We start from the raw sequence: 16,850 nt of genomic DNA, 5'->3' as shown, positions 1-16,850 counted from the left end.
ATGCCGGATGCTTTTCGCGTAGGCGACAAGCACCTGGATGAAAAAGGGTCTTCCGGCGGCGCCGTGCGCGAGCCACTACAATGGTGCGTGGCGCGGCAGCGATGCGGCCCTATAGCTTGCAGCCGGCGAAGGTTGCCCGGCAAGTTGATTTTTGGCAATGGCAAGCAACAGAATCTTTCAATTTCTCAAGTTTGCAGGCAAGCGTTTCGGACTCTTTAGGCTCGACGCCCGTTGCCGCAAACCAATCCCCTCGGAGTTTCGATGAGCATTGATCGGGCATTGGTCGACGCCGCCCTGGCAGCCGTCATTGACCCCAACACGGGCCGCCCGTTCGCCGCGGACAAAGGCATCAGGAACGTGGCGATCGACGGCGCGACGGTCAGCGCCGACATCGTGCTCGGCTATCCGGCGGTAACCCAGTACCGCGCCGTGCGCGCAATCGTCGAGGATGCGCTCAAGCAGGTGCCGGGCGTCGAAAACGCGCGAGTGGCCGTGTCGCAATCGATTGTCGCTCACACCGTCCAGCGTGGCGTGAAACTGTTGCCGAACGTGAAGAACATCGTCGCCGTCGCATCGGGCAAGGGCGGTGTCGGCAAGAGCACGACGGCCGTCAACCTGGCGCTCGCGCTCGCCGACGAGGGCGCGCGAGTCGGCATTCTCGACGCCGACATCTACGGCCCATCGCTACCGATGATGCTCGGCATCACGGGGCGCCCCGAGTCGCCGGACGGCCAGTCGATGACTCCGCTTACCGGCCACGGCGTGCAGGCGAACTCGATCGGCTTTTTGATCGAGCAGGACAACCCGATGGTCTGGCGCGGCCCGATGGCGACCTCCGCGCTCGAGCAGCTGCTGCGGCAGACCAACTGGACGGACCTCGACTACCTGATCGTCGACATGCCGCCGGGCACCGGCGACATCCAGTTGACGCTCTCGCAGCGTGTGCCGGTGACGGGCGCGGTGATCGTCACGACCCCGCAGGACATCGCGCTCCTCGACGCGAAGAAGGGCCTCAAGATGTTCGAGAAAGTCGGGATTCCGATTTTGGGCATCGTCGAGAACATGAGCATCCATATCTGCTCGAACTGCGGCCACGAAGAACACATCTTCGGCGCGGGCGGCGGCGAGCGCATGGCGAAGGAATACGGCGTCGAAGTGCTCGGCAGCCTGCCGCTCGATATTTCGATTCGCGAGCAGGCCGACGGCGGGAGTCCTACCGTCGTTTCGGACCCGAATGGGCGCATCGCCGAGATCTACCGCTCGATCGCGCGCAAGGTGGCGATCCACATCGCCGAACGCGCGCGCGACATGACCTCGAAATTTCCCACCATCGTGGTTCAAAACACCTGACAGACTCTTTTCGGCAGCGGATTCGCCGTGTTTTTCGCACGGCGGGTCGCGGTATCATGTCGGCTTCGCAAGGTCTGGCATGGCGGTCGCAGGGGCGGTCGCCATCCGGCCGCTTTGCATGGGATCAGAGTAAGCGTTAAAGCGCTAACGCTGATCGACCGCCGAAGGCTCCAAGTAAGCGCTAAAGCGCTAACTTGGATCAACTCCGGCATGGGATCGGAGTAAGCGCTAAAGCGCTAACTCCGATCGACAGAGGATCGAATGAAACAACGAATCGACGGGCAGGCGGTGCATCGCTTCATCGTCGTGGCTGCCGTCAGTCTGCTTGGCCTATCGCTCGCCGGTTGCGCCGGCTTCTTTGGCCCCCACGAAAAACGCGCCGACGCGCAACTGGTGCCGACCATGAACAGCGCGACGCGCGGCACGGTCACGTTCATCGAGCGCTCGGACGGCGTGCAGGTGACTTACAACCTGTCCGGCTTGCCGGCGAACAGCGACCACGCGCTGCAAATCCACGAACGCGGCGACTGCAATGCCGCCGACGGTTCGAGCGCCGGCCGCATCTTTGCGCCCGCCGCGGACGAGCTGAAGGCGGGCGCGCGCGTGGAGGGCGATCTCGGCAACATCCACGCGGACGCGAACGGCGGGGCGACGGGCTTCATCGTGGCGCCGGACGTCTCCCTCGACGGCGTGCGTTCGATCCTTTCGCGTTCCGTCTTGATCTTTCGCGACCCCAGCGATCCGTACTTCCCCGCGCGCGGCGCCGGTCCCGCGCTTGCGTGCGGGCTGATCAAGCAATGAGCCGACTGTCGCTCCAGGCTCGCCGCTTCCCCTGGCTGCCAGGCCGGACGGCTGCGGCAAGCGCCACGATGCGCTTTCACGGCAACGCCTTCGCGATCGCGTAAAATAGCGGCCTTTCGTCGTCGTCCGGCTGGCCGCTGGCGCAACCTCTGTCACGCGCGCCGCCATTCGAACCTTTTCTCGTCACGCAGCGCTCTCCAGGTCCGTTTATGGCCATCAAATCTGACAAATGGATTCGGCGCATGGCCGAACAGCACAACATGATCGAGCCGTTCGTGCGCGATCAGGTCCGCGCATCCGAGGACGGCCGCAAGATCGTCAGCTACGGCACGTCGAGCTACGGCTACGACATCCGCTGCGCCGACGAATTCAAGATCTTCACGAACATCAATTCGACGATCGTCGATCCGAAGAACTTTGACGAGAAGTCGTTTGTCGATTTCAAGGGCGACGTCTGCATCATTCCGCCGAACTCGTTCGCCCTCGCGCGCACGGTCGAGTACTTCCGCATCCCGCGCAACGTGCTCACCGTGTGCCTCGGCAAGTCGACTTACGCGCGCTGCGGGATCATCGTGAACGTCACGCCGTTCGAACCCGAGTGGGAGGGTTACGTCACGCTCGAATTCTCGAATACGACACCTTTGCCTGCGAAAATCTACGCGAACGAGGGCGTAGCGCAGGTGCTCTTCTTCGAAAGCGATGAAGTGTGCGAAGTGTCGTACGCGGATCGCGGCGGTAAATATCAGGGGCAGCACGGCGTCACGCTGCCCAAAACGTAACGGGCCCACCGTTTCACTCACCGGCTATTCGGGTGACCGTTGAGCAAGAGGGAAAAGAACCCCGGGCCAGCGGTCCTTGTTTTTGGAGATTCGTCCCATGAAGTTTCGTTTTCCTGTCGTCATCATCGACGAAGACTTTCGCTCCGAGAACATCTCGGGTTCCGGCATTCGGGCGCTGGCTGAAGCGATCGAGAAGGAAGGCGTGGAAGTGGTCGGTCTCACGAGCTATGGCGACCTGACTTCGTTTGCGCAGCAATCGAGCCGGGCGTCGTGCTTCATCCTGTCGCTCGACGACGACGAGCTGATGCTCGGCGAAGTCGGCCCCGATGGCGAGCTGCCCGAACTCGCGACCGCGATCATCGACCTGCGCGCGTTCGTCACCGAAGTGCGCCGCCGCAACGCGGACATCCCGATCTTCCTGTATGGCGAGACGCGCACCTCGCGCCACCTGCCGAACGACATCCTGCGCGAGCTGCATGGCTTCATCCACATGTTCGAGGACACGCCGGAGTTCGTCGCGCGCCACATCATCCGCGAAGCGCGCGTGTATCTCGATTCGCTGTCGCCGCCGTTCTTCAAGGAACTCGTCAAGTACGCCGACGAAGGCTCGTACTCGTGGCACTGCCCGGGGCATTCGGGCGGCGTCGCGTTCTTGAAGAGCCCGCTCGGCCAGATGTTCCATCAGTTCTTCGGCGAGAACATGCTGCGCGCCGACGTCTGCAACGCCGTCGACGAACTGGGCCAGCTGCTCGACCACATCGGGCCGGTCGCGGCGTCCGAGCGCAACGCGGCGCGGATTTTCAGCGCCGATCACCTGTTCTTCGTGACCAACGGCACGTCGACGTCGAACAAGATCGTTTGGCACGCCACCGTGGCGCCGGGCGACATCGTGCTCGTCGACCGCAACTGCCACAAGTCGATCCTGCACGCGATCATGATGACGGGCTCGATTCCGGTGTTCCTCACGCCGACGCGCAACAACTTCGGCATCATCGGTCCGATTCCGCGCGACGAATTCAAGCCGGAGAACATCCGCAAGAAGATCGAGGCGAACCCGTTCGCGCGCGAGGCGCTCGCGAAGAATCCGAACGCGAAGCCGCGCATCCTGACGATCACGCAGAGCACGTACGACGGCGTGATTTACAACGTCGAGATGATCAAAGACCTGCTCGGCGACCTGCTCGACACGCTGCACTTCGACGAAGCGTGGCTGCCGCACGCCGAGTTCCACGAGTTCTACCAGGACATGCATGCGATCGGCGCGGGCCGTCCGCGCACCGGCGCGCTCGTGTTCGCGACGCACTCCACGCATAAGCTGCTGGCTGGCATCTCGCAGGCTTCGCAGATCGTCGTGCAGGATTCCGAGCATCGCGTGTTCGACAAGGACCGCTTCAACGAGGCGTACCTGATGCACACGTCGACGAGCCCGCAGTACGCGATCATCGCGTCGTGCGACGTGGCCGCCGCGATGATGGAGCCGCCGGGCGGCACGGCGCTCGTCGAGGAATCGATCGCCGAGGCGCTCGACTTCCGCCGCGCGATGCGCAAGGTCGACGCCGAATATGGCGACGAGTGGTTCTTCAAGGTCTGGGGCCCGGAAAACCTCGTCGACGAAGGCATCGGCTCGCGCGAAGACTGGGTCTTGCGCGCCGAAGACAACTGGCACGGCTTCGGCCAGCTCGCCCCGGGCTTCAACATGCTCGACCCGATCAAGGCGACGATCGTCACGCCGGGGCTCGACCTCGCGGGCGACTTCGGCGAGACCGGAATTCCGGCCGCGATCGTCACGAAGTACCTGGCCGAGCACGGCATCATCGTCGAGAAGACCGGGCTCTACTCGTTCTTCATCATGTTCACGATCGGCATCACGAAGGGCCGCTGGAACTCGATGGTGACCGAGCTGCAGCAGTTCAAGGACGACTACGACAACAACCAGCCGCTGTGGCGCGTGCTGCCGAAGTTCGTCGCGCAGCATCCGCAGTACGAGCGCGTCGGCCTCGCGGACCTCTGCCAGCAGATCCACAGCGTCTACCGCGCCAACGACATCGCTCGCCTCACGACGGAGATGTATCTGTCGAACATGGAGCCGGCGATGAAGCCGTCCGACGCGTTCGCGAAGCTCGCGCACCGCGAGATCGATCGCGTGGCCATCGACGAGCTCGAAGGCCGCGTGACGAGCGTGCTGCTCACGCCGTATCCGCCGGGCATTCCGCTGCTGATTCCCGGCGAGCGCTTCAACAAGACGATCGTCAACTACCTGAAGTTCGCGCGCGATTTCAACGAGCGCTTCCCGGGTTTCTACACGGATATCCACGGGCTCGTCGCCGAGACGGCCAACGGCCGCCTCGAGTACTTCGTGGATTGCGTGCGCGATTGATGATGTCGACGAGCCTCAAACGTGGCTTGGCGGCCGGCGTGCTCTTCGCCGCCGCCGGCCTCGTGGGGTTGATGTCGGCGGGGGCGGCGCACGCCGAGGTCGCCGCTGCCGACCCGATCGATACGGCCATGCGGCAGTGCGCGGCGCGCGCCGACCGGTCGTCGACGGCGGGGCAGGTGCAGTGCATCGAGGAGGCGAACGACGCGTGGCAAAAAGCGATCGATGCCGCTTACGAGTCGGTGCTGGCGAACGCGCCGACCGACAAACTGCGGCGCGGCTGGCAGGATAGCCAGAAGCGTTGGGTCGCTTGGCGCAAGGAGGAGGCGTATCTGCTGCGCGCGGTCTTCGCGACCACGAGCGGCACGGCGTACGCGATGTCCGCCGCGAACCTGCGCTTGCAGCCGGTGCGCGACCGCGCGCTCGCATTGCGGCGCGCGGCCGCTCAATACGCGCAGGCCGCGCGGGCGTTGCAGTCGGGCGATGCGCCGCCTGCCGCACCGCGCGCGACGCGCTGCGCGGACGATGCCGCGTGCGTGCACGCGAACTACGACTTGAATCGTTACTACCGAAAATTGCGCGAGCGCTTGCCGGTTCGCTCGCGGCCCGCGCTGGTGCGTGCGGAACGGGCGTGGATCGCGTATCGCGATGCGACTTCGCCGCTCATCAGCGCTCCGGATCGGACGGACTTGATCGGCGCTCGGATTGCGACGATCAAGCGGTTCTCGGAGACGGTGGGGAACGATTGAGTGCTTGAGCGCCGGGGACGCGTGACCGCGCTTTGCTTGCGCGCTGTCAATTAGGAATGCGTGGAGTGCTCCGGCACGGCATTGAGCCGGATGCCAAGCGCTTGCAGCAGCTTGAAGACCGTATCCAGCCGCGGCTTCGATCCTGGCGCGAGGGTTTTATAGAGGCTTTCGCGGCCAACACCCGCATCCGCTGCCACTTTCGAAATGCCGCGTGCTTTAGCGACATCGGCGATTGCGGCGAGAAGCAGGTCGGGGTCGTTTTCTTCCAGTGCGGCGTTCAGATATGCCGCGATCGCGGCTTCGCTATCGAGGTAGTCCGCCGCGTCGAAGCGCGAGACGTTGACCTTGCTCATGACTGCTCCTCTCTAATCTTGGTCCACAACGCTTTGGCTCGTTTGATGTCTGCCTTCTGTGTCGACTTGTCGCCGCCGCACAGTAAGAGATAGACGGTGTGCCCTTCCCGCGCGAAATAGACTCGGTAGCCTGGGCCGAAATCGACGCGCATTTCGCACAAGCCATCCTCAAGTGTCTTGAAATCGCCGAAGTTGCCAAGTTCCGCGCGGCGGATTCTCAACAAGATCTTTGCACGGGCGGTTAGGTCGCGAAGACCTGTCAGCCACGCGTCGAATTCGTCGGTTTTGTTGAAGATGATCACTTGGCGGTATCCTCGCATTGTATCCAAATGGATACGTCTTTGGCAAATGCGAAGCCATCCACGTCACGGTGGCTCGATTTGAAAAGAGTGGGGGAGTGGTCGAAGCGGGGAGGAAGCGGGGGAAAAGCGGGCTTCTGTCAAGAAAGGGCGGCGGACGCCGAGTCCGCCGCTCTCATCGACAGCGCAGTAGGAGGCGGCGCGCTTACCCCAGCGCCGCCCGAGCCGCCTTCACCGCGGCTCGCACCTGCTCGGGCGCCGTGCCGCCCGGATGGTTGCGGCTTGCCACCGAGCCTTCGAGCGTCAGGTACTCGAACACGTCGTCGCCGATCAGATGCGCGACGTTCGGCAACTCCGCACGCATTTCATCGAGCGTGAGATCGGCGAGATCGCATTGCCGGTCGACGCAGATCCGCACCGCGTGCGCCACCGCTTCGTGCGCGTCGCGGAACGGCAGGCCGCGCTTGACGAGGTAGTCGGCGAGGTCGGTGGCGGTCGAGAAGCCTTGCAGCGCCGCCGCGCGCATCGCCTGCGGCTTCACCGTGATGCCGGCGACCATTTCCGCGAAGATGCGCAGCGTGTCCGCGACCGTGTCGACGGTATCGAACAGCGGCTCTTTGTCTTCCTGATTGTCTTTGTTGTACGCGAGCGGCTGGCCCTTCATCAGCGTGAGCAGCGCCATCAGGTGGCCGTTCACGCGCCCCGTCTTGCCGCGCGCGAGTTCCGGCACGTCCGGGTTCTTCTTCTGGGGCATGATCGACGAGCCGGTGCAGAAGCGGTCGGCGAGATCGATGAAACCGACGCGCGGGCTCATCCACAGCACGAGTTCTTCCGAGAAGCGCGAGACGTGCGTCATCACGAGCGCGGAAGCGGCCGTGAATTCGATCGCGAAGTCGCGGTCGGAGACGGCGTCGAGCGAGTTCGCGCAGATGCTGTCGAAGCCCAGCGTCTTCGCCACGGCTTGGCGGTCGATCGGGTAGCTCGTGCCCGCGAGCGCCGCTGCGCCGAGCGGCAGGCGGTTCACGCGCGTGCGGCAATCGCGCATGCGCTCGGCATCGCGCGTGAACATTTCGACGTAGGCGAGCAGATGGTGGCCGAACGTGACCGGCTGCGCGACCTGCAAGTGCGTGAAGCCCGGCAGGATCGTCTCAGCGTTCTGTTCCGCGAGATCGATGAGCGCACCGCGCAAATCTTTCAGCAAGCCGCCGATGCGGTCGATCTCGCCGCGCAGCCACAGGCGGATATCGGTCGCGACCTGGTCATTGCGCGAGCGGCCGGTATGCAGGCGCTTGCCCGCATCGCCGATCAGCGCGGTCAGGCGCGCCTCGATGTTCAGGTGGACGTCCTCGAGATCGAGCTGCCATTCAAATTCGCCGCGCTCGATCTCGCCCTTGATCTGCGCCATGCCGCGCTGGATGGCCGCGAGATCGTCGTCGCCGATGATCTTCTGCGCCGCGAGCATCGACGCGTGTGCAAGCGAGCCTTCGATATCGACGAGCGCGAGGCGCTTGTCGAAGAAAACCGACGACGTATAGCGTTTGACAAGCTCCGACATCGGCTCCGAGAAGCGAGCCGACCAGGCTTCGCCTTTTTTGTGCAGTTGGGACGTCATGGTGATGGCAGTGAACGTAGTGCCGTGCTGCGACGGCGTTGGGAGCACGCGTGGCGCGTGCCGGAAGAGGAGACGATTCTATCATCGCGGCACGGGGCGGCCGGGCTCGGCCGATCGATATAAGGCGCGCGCTATCTTGTACGGTAGCGCGAGCGCTGCGTCACGTCGTCGCCATCAGCTTGCCCAGGCACAGCACCGGCCCGGTCGGGCCGTTCGGGTCGGGCGAGCCGCCTTGGGGCTCCATCGATACCGCAAGCTTCAGATACCCGCCCATTCCGCGCACCTTCATGCGGATCGTTCCTCCCGCTGGAATCAAGCCGAGCGACACCGGATGGCCGTTTTCCGGCATCCCCCACAATTGTTCGGACTTGCCTGAATCGCCGGACGGGCCCGTGTCGCCGCCCATCCGGTGGACGGTCATCATCGCGGTTTTCTGGTCCCACATGACGACCATCATCGTCTTGCTCGTCTGCGTATCGCTGAGCGCGGCCATGTAGGCGACCCGCTCGATGCCCTGGCCGTTCGGCTGTTCGGCGACCTGCGCCGCAGGCGCCGGGCCGTGCGGCAGGAGCGGCCGCAGCGCGACGGCGAGCGCCAGCACGGCGATGGCCGTCGCGGCGACCGACCAGCCGCGCCAGAACGACAGGTTTTCGAACCAGCGCGAGGGGCTCGGCTTGCGCGCAGCGGGCTGCGGTTGCGGCACGGCGGTCCGCGCGGGCGTGGCCGCGGAGCCCGCGGCCTCCGGCGTTTGCGCGCCGGCGAGCGCCGCTTGCCGCGCGGCGCTCAATTCAAGCCGCCGCTCGATCCCTTCCCACGCCGACGGCGGCGGCGCGACGCGCGGCCCCAATTCGGCCATCGCGTGCACGCGCGCCTGCCATTCCTCGACAGCCACGCGCACCGCCGCTTCGCGCCGTGCAACCTGCTCGAAACGGCGTCGCGCCGCCCCGCGCAGCACGCCGAGCGCATATTCGGCCGAGAGCCGGTCGACGAGTTCGGGACGCCGATGCCAATCCATCACAAACCTCCCATGCAGGTCTTGAGCTTTTCGAGCCCGCGCCGCACCCACGACTTGACCGTGCCGAGCGGCACCTTCAAGACCTCGGCGATCTCGCTGTGGCTCTGGTCGCGCATGTAGGCGAGCGCGACCGCCTGACGCTGGTTCGCGTCAAGCCGCGCCATGCAGATCGCGAGCCGCCGGGCCTCCTGGCTCAACAATGCAGAGTCGGCGGGATCGGGGTCGGGTCCTGCCAAGACTTCATCCAAACTTTCGCTCCATTCGGTTTGCCCGGCGGCGCTCGTCTTTTGCCGGCGCAGGACGTCGAGCGCGCGGTTGCGGACGATCGCCGCCATCCAGGTCATCGGCGCGGCGAGGCTTTCGCGGTAGTCGCCCGCGTAGCGCCAGATGCTGACGAACGCATCCTGCAGCGCCTCTTCGGCCCATTCGCGCTTCACCAATATACGGAGCGCAACGCCGAACAGTTTCGATGAGGTCAAATCGTAGAGGGAGCGTAGCGCCGCGGCGTCTTCGCCGGCGACGCGCGCAAGGAGGGCGGCAAGGGCGTCCGGCGTGGGCTCGGGAGGAAGAGAGGTCATTGGCGTGTTCTTATGGGCTCGCGCGGCTATCTTAATTGACGCTACGAGCGTTGCACCAGCACGACAAGCTTCAGATCCTCCCGGTGCGCGGGTTTGAACGTGATCTGATCGTAGACGACGCGCCCGTGCCGCGGATGATCGAACTCGCGCACGCCGCCCTCGCGCTCGCCGACGTCCTGCGACGCCCAGAAGCGCGCGAATGCGTCGCTTTCGGCGGAGAGCGCATCGATGAGGGCGCGCGTGGGCGCATCGTTCAGGTGACGGATCGAATCGGCGCGGAATTCGGCCGCGAGGCGGCGCGCACGCGTTTCCCAGTCGACGATCAGCGCGCGCGCCGATGGCGTGGTGAACGTGAAGCGCAGCAGGTTGCGATCGGGTGTTTCCCCGCTCGACGGTTGGCCGCCGCGCACGTCGTCCAGCCAGCCGACGAAGAGGTCGGCGGCCGGCGCGTTCCATGCGAGCGCCGTCCACTGGCGGTCGAGCACGTACGCCGGCGAGTGAATGAGCTGGACCGTTTCGATGAGGGCGGAGGGGGCATCGGTGGCCGCCTGGTCGGGCTCGGCCGGATCGCGCTCCTCGGCGAGTTCGAACAGGTAGGCGCGCTCGGCGCGCGAGAGCTGCAGCGCGACCGCGATCCGCGCAAGCGCATCAGCCGATGCCGACACCGGCCGCCCTTGTTCGATCCACGTGTACCAGGTCGGGCTCACGCCGCACAATTGTGCGACCTCCTCGCGGCGCAGCCCCGGCGTGCGGCGGCGCGGCCCCGGCGGCAGGCCGACCGCCATCGGCGACAGGCGTTCGCGGTGCGCGCGGATGAAGTCGCCGAGCAAGCGGGCGGGTGTGGCGTCGAGCGGTGTGCCGCTCGAGGTGGACGGGGACGGATCGTTCGGTTGCGACGGCTTGGACATGTTCTTTCTACAAATAAAGCTGGCGGGCAAGCGTAGGGGAGTAGCTTGTGTACCAGGATAACTGCTTAACTTGTACTGGTACAAGGCGGGCTCTATTGTAGCGACACGCGTTGCGTCCGGGCAGCACCGTGCGGTGCGTTCTACAGACTCTGGCCGGACAGCGCGCCTATCCGTCCCCATCAAGGAGCTATCGATGAAACACCACGATCAGGTCGCCGACGCGTTCGGAACGACTGCCGCCGCATATCTGACGAGTGCCGTGCACGCCAGCGGGGCCGATCTGCAAACGCTGGCGGCCGAGATCGGCACGACGCCCGGAGCGGCTGTGCTGGATCTCGGGTGCGGGGCGGGGCATGCGAGTTTCGCGGCTGCGCCGCACGCGGAGTCGGTCGTCGCTTACGATCTCGCGCCGCAGATGCTGGCGACCGTCGCCGCAGCGGCGCGCGAGCGCGGTCTCGCGAATATTCGCACCGAGCACGGCGCGGCGGAGGTGCTGCCGTTTGCCGACGCGTCGTTCGACTGGGCGATCAGCCGCATGAGCGCGCACCACTGGCACGACGTGCCGCGCGCGCTTGCGGAAGTGCGCCGCGTGCTGAAACCAGGCGGCCGGGTGCTGTTCATTGACATCGCCGGCATCGATCACCCGTTGCTCGACACGCATATTCAGGCGGTCGAATTGTTGCGCGACGGGTCGCATATTCGCGACTATCGCGCCGACGAATGGCTCGCGCTGTTTGCGAACGCGGGCTTCACCGCGCAGATTCGCGAGCGCTGGCGTTTGCCGATCGAGTTCGCGTCGTGGGTGGCGCGGATGCGCACGCCCGAAGTGCGCATCGCGGCGATTCGCTCGATGTGGGAGAGTGCGCCCGACGAGGTGCGCGACTACTTCGATGTGCAGCCCGATGGCTCGTTCAAGCTCGACGCGTTGATGATCGAGGCGCAGTAAGCGGTTCGCGGCATTAGACGGGGTTGCCGCTTGCCGCCGTTTCGATCGGAAAAAGCGGCAAGCGGCTTGGGAAAAACGCGGCGGCTCAGCCGCTGCGCCCCCTAGAACTTATGCCGTAACCCGACTGCCGCAACGACGGGCATCGATTCCCCGGCATCCGAAATCGGCGCGGCCAGATAGTAGATCTTTGACGCCCCTTGATTGCGGATCGCGCCGGCCCGTGCATAGAGATTGGTCCGTTTCGACAACGTGTAGTCGTAGCCGATCAGCGCGCCGAGCGCCTGGTCCTGCTTGCCGCTGACCGTGCGATAGGCGACCGAGCCGCGCACGAAGTCCTTGCCGACCTGCGCGATGAAACCGACCGTCGCCGCTTGCGCGACGTAGGTGTTGTCGGCGTTTGGGCGCATGAATTGGTAAGCGCCGAGCAGCGTGACGTTACCCAGCACCTGGGAGAGCGAGGCGCCCGCGACGTCGGTGCGCACCGTGATGTTGCAGGACTTCGGCGTGAGAGACGGCGAGCACCACAGCGAGTTGTACGACAGCGCTGCGCTCGTGCTTCCACCGTTGTATTCCGCTACGGCGCCCAGCGCGTCCCATCGCGGCCCATTGTTGTCGCCGCTCGGCGCGGCCAGCAGCTTGAGCGTCGCGCCACCGATCGACGGCGTTGTGTACGCGACCGAGTTGGGCTGCCGGGCCGGTAGCGCCCGCGCGCCGGCGCCGAGGTCGTTCACGAGCAGGAAGAAGCTCGCGAACGGCGAGAGCTTGCCGACGCCATAGAACGGATCGGCGGAAAGCGGCAGGTAGGCGGGATAGAGACGGCCCATCTGCAGCGCGCCGTAATTCGCGTGGCTTAGGCCGACCCACGACTCGCGATTGAATAGCGTGCCTTGCGATCCCATCGCGCCGGTATTCGACTCGAACCCGGCTTCGAGTTGAAAGTTCGCACGCCAACCGCCGCCCAAGTCTTCGCTGCCTTTCATGCCAAAGCGGCTCGTCGATGTGCCGCCGCTTTGCAGCGCGAAGGTCGACTGCGAGCCGACCTTCGCGTAGCTGATGAAGTTGTCGACTGCGCCGTACAACTCGACTGCATCGGCGCTGCTGGCCGCCGTTGCCAAGACTGCGGGCAGTGCGGCGCGTTTGATGATTGTGTACAGCATTTTTTGTTGTCTCCCTTTGTTGAACCGCCTACTTCGCGGACTTCCGCCTGAACGGCAAATCCACCTCGTCCGGAATCGGACACACATAGCCGCTTCCGCCGCGATACGCGATCAACTCGGCCTGCGCCTCCCTGAGCACGGCCGGATTGCGGACGAGATCGATCGCCGTCGCCGCGATGATCTTCGCGGCCTGTTCCATCCCGCGATGCGCCGCGCTCAGCTTGCCCTGCGACACCATCTGCCACGAATGGAACGGCGTGCCGAATGCGTAGCAGGCGGTGAGGCATTGCGCGGTCGGTGTGATCCAGCTGACGTCGCCGACGTCGGTCGAGCCGTACAGCACCTCCTGCCGCGCGGGGTCGTAAGGCGCGACGCCCGCGAAGAGCGGCGCTGGGTTGCGCAACGCCTGGCCGAGATGCTTGCCGGCGGCGGCGATGTCGTCGTCGGTGATCGACGGGCGGTAGCCGTGCGCCGCTTCGTTGTCGGCGCTGCTGAAGGCCGGTGCGCCGAGCCGTTCGATGTTGGCTTGCATCACGCGGTTGAGCACCGTGTTCTGCACGAGATTGGAGCAGGCCTTGTCGAACACGATCTCGACTTCGCAGCCCGTCATCAGCGCCGCGCCGCGCGCGACGTTGCCGACGCGTTCGTACAGTGCCGCCGCGTCGGGGTTGCGTGCCGCGCGGACGAGATAGAGCACTTCGGCGTTCGCCTGCACGACGTTCGGCGAGATGCCGCCGCTGTTGGTGATCGCGTAATGGACGCGTGCATCGGGCGGCATGTGCTCGCGCAGGTAGTTGCAGCCGACGTTCATCAATTCGACCGCATCGAGCGCGCTGCGCCCCAAGTGCGGCGACGCCGCCGCGTGCGAGGCCTTGCCCTTGAAGCGGAAGTACGCCTGGATGTTCGCGAGCGACGAGCGCGAGAAGAGCCCGGTGAAGACGTCGGGGTGCCAGCTGAGCGCGGCGTCGAGGTCGTCGAACGCGCCGTCGCGGGCCATGAAGGTCTTGCCCGAGCCGCCTTCCTCGGCCGGGCAGCCGTAGAAGCGCACCGTGCCGGGCAGGCCTTCGTTCTCGAGATACGTCTTCACCGCGAGCGCCGCGAAGTGCGCGGCCGTGCCGAGCAGATGATGGCCGCAACCGTGGCCATTGCCGTTGCCGGTTTCGAGCGACGGCCGGCAGACCGTCGCGCCGCTGTCCTGGCTCAAGCCCGACAGCGCGTCGTACTCGCCGAGAATGCCGATGACCGGCCCGCCGTGACCGGCTTCGGCGACGAAGGCGGTCGGTATGCCGGCGATGTTTTCGGTTACGCGAAAGCCGGCTTGGCGCAGCAGGCCGACGTGCAGCGCGGCGGACTCGGTCTCCTGGAAGCGCAGCTCCGCAAGATTCCAGATGCGGTCGGCGAGCGACGCGAAGCGTTCGCGCTCGGCGTCGAAAAAGCGATCGATGGTGTCGGTCATCGACATGACAAATCTCCTGTTCTTGTTCTCAACGGCGGATGTGGACTCACTGCGGCTTGCGCGACGGAAACGCGAGCGTCGCGGCAAGGCTGACGGCGCTCGCGGCCATCATGTAGAACGCGGGTGCGAGCGGGTTGTCCGTCACGTGCAGCAGCCAAGTGACGATGAACTGCGCGAAGCCACCGAAGATCGTCACGCAGATCGCGTAGATGACGCCCATGCCGGTCACGCGCGCCCGCGCCGGAAAGGCTTCGAGCGTGAGCAGGAACGCGGGCGAGCAGGCCACCATCAGGAAGCCGATCAGGATCGCGACGCCGGGCAGCATGACGGCGAGCGAGTGGTATTGATTGACGGCCCAGAAGAACGGATAGATCAGCGCCAGGATGCCCGCGTGCCCGAGGACGATGAGGGGCTTGCGGCTCGGCAGGCGGTCGGTCAGGTTGCCGAACAGCGGCGAGACGACGATCATCACGAGCCCCGCGACGCAGCCCGACAGGAACGAGCCCGCCTTCGGCATGCCGAGCACCTTGACCGAGTACGACGGCATGTAGAACGCGACGATGTACATCGCGGTCGTGAGGCCGACGATCATCAGCACGCCGAGCACGACTTCGCGCAGGTGGTGCTTCATCACGTAGCCGAACGCGCCGCCGTGCGGAGCGCTTGCTTCGCCGGCGTGACCTGCTTCAGCTTGCGTGTGCGTCTCGTCGAGATGGCGGCGGATGTACATGCCTACCGGTGCGATCAGGAGACCGAAGATGAACGGCACGCGCCAGCCCCAGCTTTCGAGCGCCGCGGGTTCGAGAAGATTCGACAGCAGCGTGCCCGCGAGCGCGCCGCACAGCGCCGCCGCGCCCTGGCTCACCATCTGAAACGACACCATGAGACCACGCCGGTCGGCCGTGCCCGATTCCATCAGGAACGCGGTGGACGCGCCGATCTCGCCGCCCGCCGAGAAACCTTGCAGCAGCCGTCCGAGCACGATCAAGACCGGCGCGGCGAGGCCGATCTGCGCGTAGGTCGGCGCGAAGCCGATCAGCGCGGTGCCGAGCGCCATCAGCAAGATCGTGAGCATGAGCGCGGGCTTGCGGCCGCGCTTGTCGGCATAGTTGCCGATGACGATGCTGCCGAGCGGCCGCATCACGAAGCCGATGCCGAAGGTGGCGAGCGAGAGCAGCAGCGAGACGATGCCACCATTGTCGACCGGGAAAAACTGCTTACCGATCAGGACCGCGAAGAAACTGAAGACGGTGAAATCGAACATCTCCAGCGCGTTGCCGAGCGAGGCGGCGACCACGACTTTGCGCGGGGATGTCCGCCGTGGCACCGCGGCGGCGCGGGCGGATTCGAGTGAGGTGGCCATGCGGGTCTCCTTTGATTGAATAGATTCGTGAAGCCGTCTGGAACTCTAAGCAAAATTTCGCCTCAGAAAGAACTTCAATTTTTAACCGTATAAGTTCTGCTTATCATTTGGCGACGAGATGAAAACTCACCAGCTCCGGGCGCTGACCGCGCTCGCCGAACACGGCAGCATGCGGGCCGCCGCCACGCTGCTGCACGTGACGCAGCCCGCGATTTCGCAAGCCATCCGCGAGCTCGAGGAGCAGGCCGGCGCGCAGCTCGTCGCGCGCTCGGCTAGCGGGGTCGTGCTGACCCAGGCGGGACAGCTGCTGCTCCAGCACGCGCGGCGCGTGGTGCGCGAGATCGAGCTCGCGCAGAGCGCGCTGGCGGAGCATCTCGGCAAGCGCGACGCGCAACTCGCGATCGGCGTCACGCCGTTGGCCGCACCGCTTTTGCAGCGCGCGATCGCGCCGTTTCGCAAGCGCTGTCCGCACACCCGGCTCGGTTTCTTCGAGTACCGGCATTCGCGCATGCTCGAGCAGGTCCGCGAAGGCGCGCTCGATTTCGGCATCGCCACCTTCAGCGGCGAGCGGCGCGAGCCCGATATCGTGCATACGCCGCTCTTCTCGTTCCAGCATGTGCTCGCGGTACGTTCAGGCCATCCGCTTGCTTCATGCGACGACGTTACGGCGCTTGCCGAGTTCGAGTGGCTCTACAACGGTACCGAGGCGGAGTTCGACGAGAGCGTCGGCGCGTTCTTTCGCGCGCGCGGGCTCGCTGCGCCGGCCAAGGTGACGCTGTGCACGTCGATGCTGCTCTATTGGGGATTGGCGGCGGCGTCCGACGCGGTGAGCGTTTGGACGAGCGCTGCCGTCTTGAACGGGCGACGCGCGAAGCCGGTGCTCGTGCAAGTGCCCGCGCGAGTGGACATGCCGTCGGCCACGCTCGGGTTCATGTCGAGGCGGCATTACGTTCTGCCGTCCGCAGCCGAGACGCTGCGCTGGGTCATCGAAGACGAAGCGCGCCGCGCGCCGCCGAATTTCGATTCGTTCGTGTGGTCGGAGGCGGGGATGGGGTAGGGGATGACAGCCGCGCACGCCGGGTGCGCGGCTGTCTCCTTCTTTGATGCGGC

The 16,850-nt window shown here is 65.4% G+C and carries 16 protein-coding genes; 7 read left to right on the top strand and 9 right to left on the bottom strand.

Annotated elements, in window-relative coordinates; all coding sequences use genetic code 11:
- The first annotated feature begins 261 nt into the window (after nt 1-261).
- The 5 genes from apbC to AAHK20_RS13010 all read left to right on the top strand — a co-directional run bounded on the left by apbC (nt 262) and on the right by AAHK20_RS13010 (nt 6,053).
- Nucleotides 262-1,350, top strand: coding sequence for an iron-sulfur cluster carrier protein ApbC (gene apbC / locus AAHK20_RS13030; protein ID WP_449181868.1), 1,089 nt, complete (start codon nt 262-264; stop codon nt 1,348-1,350).
- A gap of 261 nt (nt 1,351-1,611) precedes the next feature.
- Nucleotides 1,612-2,151 (top strand): superoxide dismutase family protein, encoded by a 540-nt coding sequence (locus AAHK20_RS13025; protein WP_449181867.1) that lies wholly within the window; start codon nt 1,612-1,614, stop codon nt 2,149-2,151.
- Nucleotides 2,152-2,360: 209 nt separating this feature from the next.
- A complete protein-coding gene (gene dcd, locus AAHK20_RS13020) occupies nt 2,361-2,930 on the top strand; it encodes a dCTP deaminase (RefSeq protein ID WP_449181866.1) in 570 nt (189 codons plus the stop codon).
- A gap of 97 nt (nt 2,931-3,027) precedes the next feature.
- Nucleotides 3,028-5,307, top strand: coding sequence for an Orn/Lys/Arg family decarboxylase (locus tag AAHK20_RS13015; protein ID WP_449181865.1), 2,280 nt, complete (start codon nt 3,028-3,030; stop codon nt 5,305-5,307).
- Nucleotides 5,307-6,053, top strand: a complete 747-nt coding sequence (locus AAHK20_RS13010; RefSeq protein WP_449181864.1) for a lysozyme inhibitor LprI family protein — start codon at nt 5,307-5,309, stop codon at nt 6,051-6,053. The genes AAHK20_RS13015 and AAHK20_RS13010 overlap by 1 nt, the downstream gene beginning before the upstream one ends.
- Before the next feature lie 50 nt (nt 6,054-6,103).
- Here AAHK20_RS13010 and AAHK20_RS13005 read toward each other — a convergent pair whose 3' ends face one another.
- The 6 genes from AAHK20_RS13005 to AAHK20_RS12980 all read right to left on the bottom strand — a co-directional run bounded on the left by AAHK20_RS13005 (nt 6,104) and on the right by AAHK20_RS12980 (nt 10,818).
- Nucleotides 6,104-6,406 (bottom strand): addiction module antidote protein, encoded by a 303-nt coding sequence (locus tag AAHK20_RS13005; protein ID WP_449181863.1) that lies wholly within the window; start codon nt 6,404-6,406, stop codon nt 6,104-6,106.
- Nucleotides 6,403-6,708, bottom strand: coding sequence for a type II toxin-antitoxin system RelE/ParE family toxin (locus tag AAHK20_RS13000; protein ID WP_449181862.1), 306 nt, complete (start codon nt 6,706-6,708; stop codon nt 6,403-6,405). Before AAHK20_RS13000 ends, AAHK20_RS13005 begins: the two co-directional genes overlap by 4 nt.
- A gap of 202 nt (nt 6,709-6,910) precedes the next feature.
- A complete protein-coding gene (gene argH, locus AAHK20_RS12995) occupies nt 6,911-8,317 on the bottom strand; it encodes an argininosuccinate lyase (protein WP_449181861.1) in 1,407 nt (468 codons plus the stop codon).
- A 160-nt stretch (nt 8,318-8,477) separates the two neighbouring features.
- On the bottom strand, nt 8,478-9,332 hold the full coding sequence (locus tag AAHK20_RS12990) for an anti-sigma factor (protein ID WP_449181860.1): 855 nt from the start codon (nt 9,330-9,332) through the stop codon (nt 8,478-8,480).
- A complete protein-coding gene (locus AAHK20_RS12985) occupies nt 9,332-9,910 on the bottom strand; it encodes a sigma-70 family RNA polymerase sigma factor (protein WP_449181859.1) in 579 nt (192 codons plus the stop codon). The genes AAHK20_RS12990 and AAHK20_RS12985 overlap by 1 nt, the downstream gene beginning before the upstream one ends.
- Before the next feature lie 41 nt (nt 9,911-9,951).
- Nucleotides 9,952-10,818, bottom strand: a complete 867-nt coding sequence (locus AAHK20_RS12980) for a helix-turn-helix transcriptional regulator (protein ID WP_449181858.1) — start codon at nt 10,816-10,818, stop codon at nt 9,952-9,954.
- A gap of 193 nt (nt 10,819-11,011) precedes the next feature.
- Between AAHK20_RS12980 and AAHK20_RS12975 the strand changes: the two genes are divergently transcribed.
- Nucleotides 11,012-11,764, top strand: a complete 753-nt coding sequence (locus tag AAHK20_RS12975) for a class I SAM-dependent methyltransferase (RefSeq protein WP_449181857.1) — start codon at nt 11,012-11,014, stop codon at nt 11,762-11,764.
- A gap of 101 nt (nt 11,765-11,865) precedes the next feature.
- Here AAHK20_RS12975 and AAHK20_RS12970 read toward each other — a convergent pair whose 3' ends face one another.
- From AAHK20_RS12970 to AAHK20_RS12960, 3 genes are read right to left on the bottom strand one after another with little or no spacing between them, the layout of a single operon-like run.
- Nucleotides 11,866-12,921: a porin gene (locus tag AAHK20_RS12970; protein ID WP_449181856.1), complete on the bottom strand. Its 1,056-nt coding sequence runs from the start codon at nt 12,919-12,921 to the stop codon at nt 11,866-11,868.
- A 28-nt stretch (nt 12,922-12,949) separates the two neighbouring features.
- Nucleotides 12,950-14,383 (bottom strand): M20 family metallopeptidase, encoded by a 1,434-nt coding sequence (locus tag AAHK20_RS12965; RefSeq protein ID WP_449181855.1) that lies wholly within the window; start codon nt 14,381-14,383, stop codon nt 12,950-12,952.
- Between the two features lie 40 nt (nt 14,384-14,423).
- Complete coding sequence (locus AAHK20_RS12960; protein WP_449181854.1) at nt 14,424-15,740, bottom strand: MFS transporter; 1,317 nt, start codon at nt 15,738-15,740, stop codon at nt 14,424-14,426.
- A gap of 118 nt (nt 15,741-15,858) precedes the next feature.
- On the opposite strand from AAHK20_RS12960, the gene AAHK20_RS12955 reads away from it, so the two are divergent.
- Entirely contained in the window at nt 15,859-16,797 is a 939-nt protein-coding gene (locus tag AAHK20_RS12955) for a LysR family transcriptional regulator (protein ID WP_449181853.1), read from the top strand.
- Nucleotides 16,798-16,850 lie beyond the last annotated feature (53 nt).

This window comes from Trinickia camelliae (genome assembly GCF_053525655.1).
The sequence above is the reverse complement of the archived record's forward strand: the minus strand, read 5'-3'. Positions and strand labels throughout refer to the sequence as shown.

Coding starts and splice junctions, on each gene's coding strand:
- apbC (WP_449181868.1), top strand. CDS start 262: ATGAGCATTGATCGGGCATTGGTCGACGCCGCCCTGGCAGCCGTCATT.
- AAHK20_RS13025 (WP_449181867.1), top strand. CDS start 1,612: ATGAAACAACGAATCGACGGGCAGGCGGTGCATCGCTTCATCGTCGTG.
- dcd (WP_449181866.1), top strand. CDS start 2,361: ATGGCCATCAAATCTGACAAATGGATTCGGCGCATGGCCGAACAGCAC.
- AAHK20_RS13015 (WP_449181865.1), top strand. CDS start 3,028: ATGAAGTTTCGTTTTCCTGTCGTCATCATCGACGAAGACTTTCGCTCC.
- AAHK20_RS13010 (WP_449181864.1), top strand. CDS start 5,307: ATGATGTCGACGAGCCTCAAACGTGGCTTGGCGGCCGGCGTGCTCTTC.
- AAHK20_RS13005 (WP_449181863.1), bottom strand. CDS start 6,406: ATGAGCAAGGTCAACGTCTCGCGCTTCGACGCGGCGGACTACCTCGAT.
- argH (WP_449181861.1), bottom strand. CDS start 8,317: ATGACGTCCCAACTGCACAAAAAAGGCGAAGCCTGGTCGGCTCGCTTC.
- AAHK20_RS12990 (WP_449181860.1), bottom strand. CDS start 9,332: ATGGATTGGCATCGGCGTCCCGAACTCGTCGACCGGCTCTCGGCCGAA.
- AAHK20_RS12985 (WP_449181859.1), bottom strand. CDS start 9,910: ATGACCTCTCTTCCTCCCGAGCCCACGCCGGACGCCCTTGCCGCCCTC.
- AAHK20_RS12980 (WP_449181858.1), bottom strand. CDS start 10,818: ATGTCCAAGCCGTCGCAACCGAACGATCCGTCCCCGTCCACCTCGAGC.
- AAHK20_RS12975 (WP_449181857.1), top strand. CDS start 11,012: ATGAAACACCACGATCAGGTCGCCGACGCGTTCGGAACGACTGCCGCC.
- AAHK20_RS12970 (WP_449181856.1), bottom strand. CDS start 12,921: ATGCTGTACACAATCATCAAACGCGCCGCACTGCCCGCAGTCTTGGCA.
- AAHK20_RS12965 (WP_449181855.1), bottom strand. CDS start 14,383: ATGTCGATGACCGACACCATCGATCGCTTTTTCGACGCCGAGCGCGAA.
- AAHK20_RS12960 (WP_449181854.1), bottom strand. CDS start 15,740: ATGGCCACCTCACTCGAATCCGCCCGCGCCGCCGCGGTGCCACGGCGG.
- AAHK20_RS12955 (WP_449181853.1), top strand. CDS start 15,859: ATGAAAACTCACCAGCTCCGGGCGCTGACCGCGCTCGCCGAACACGGC.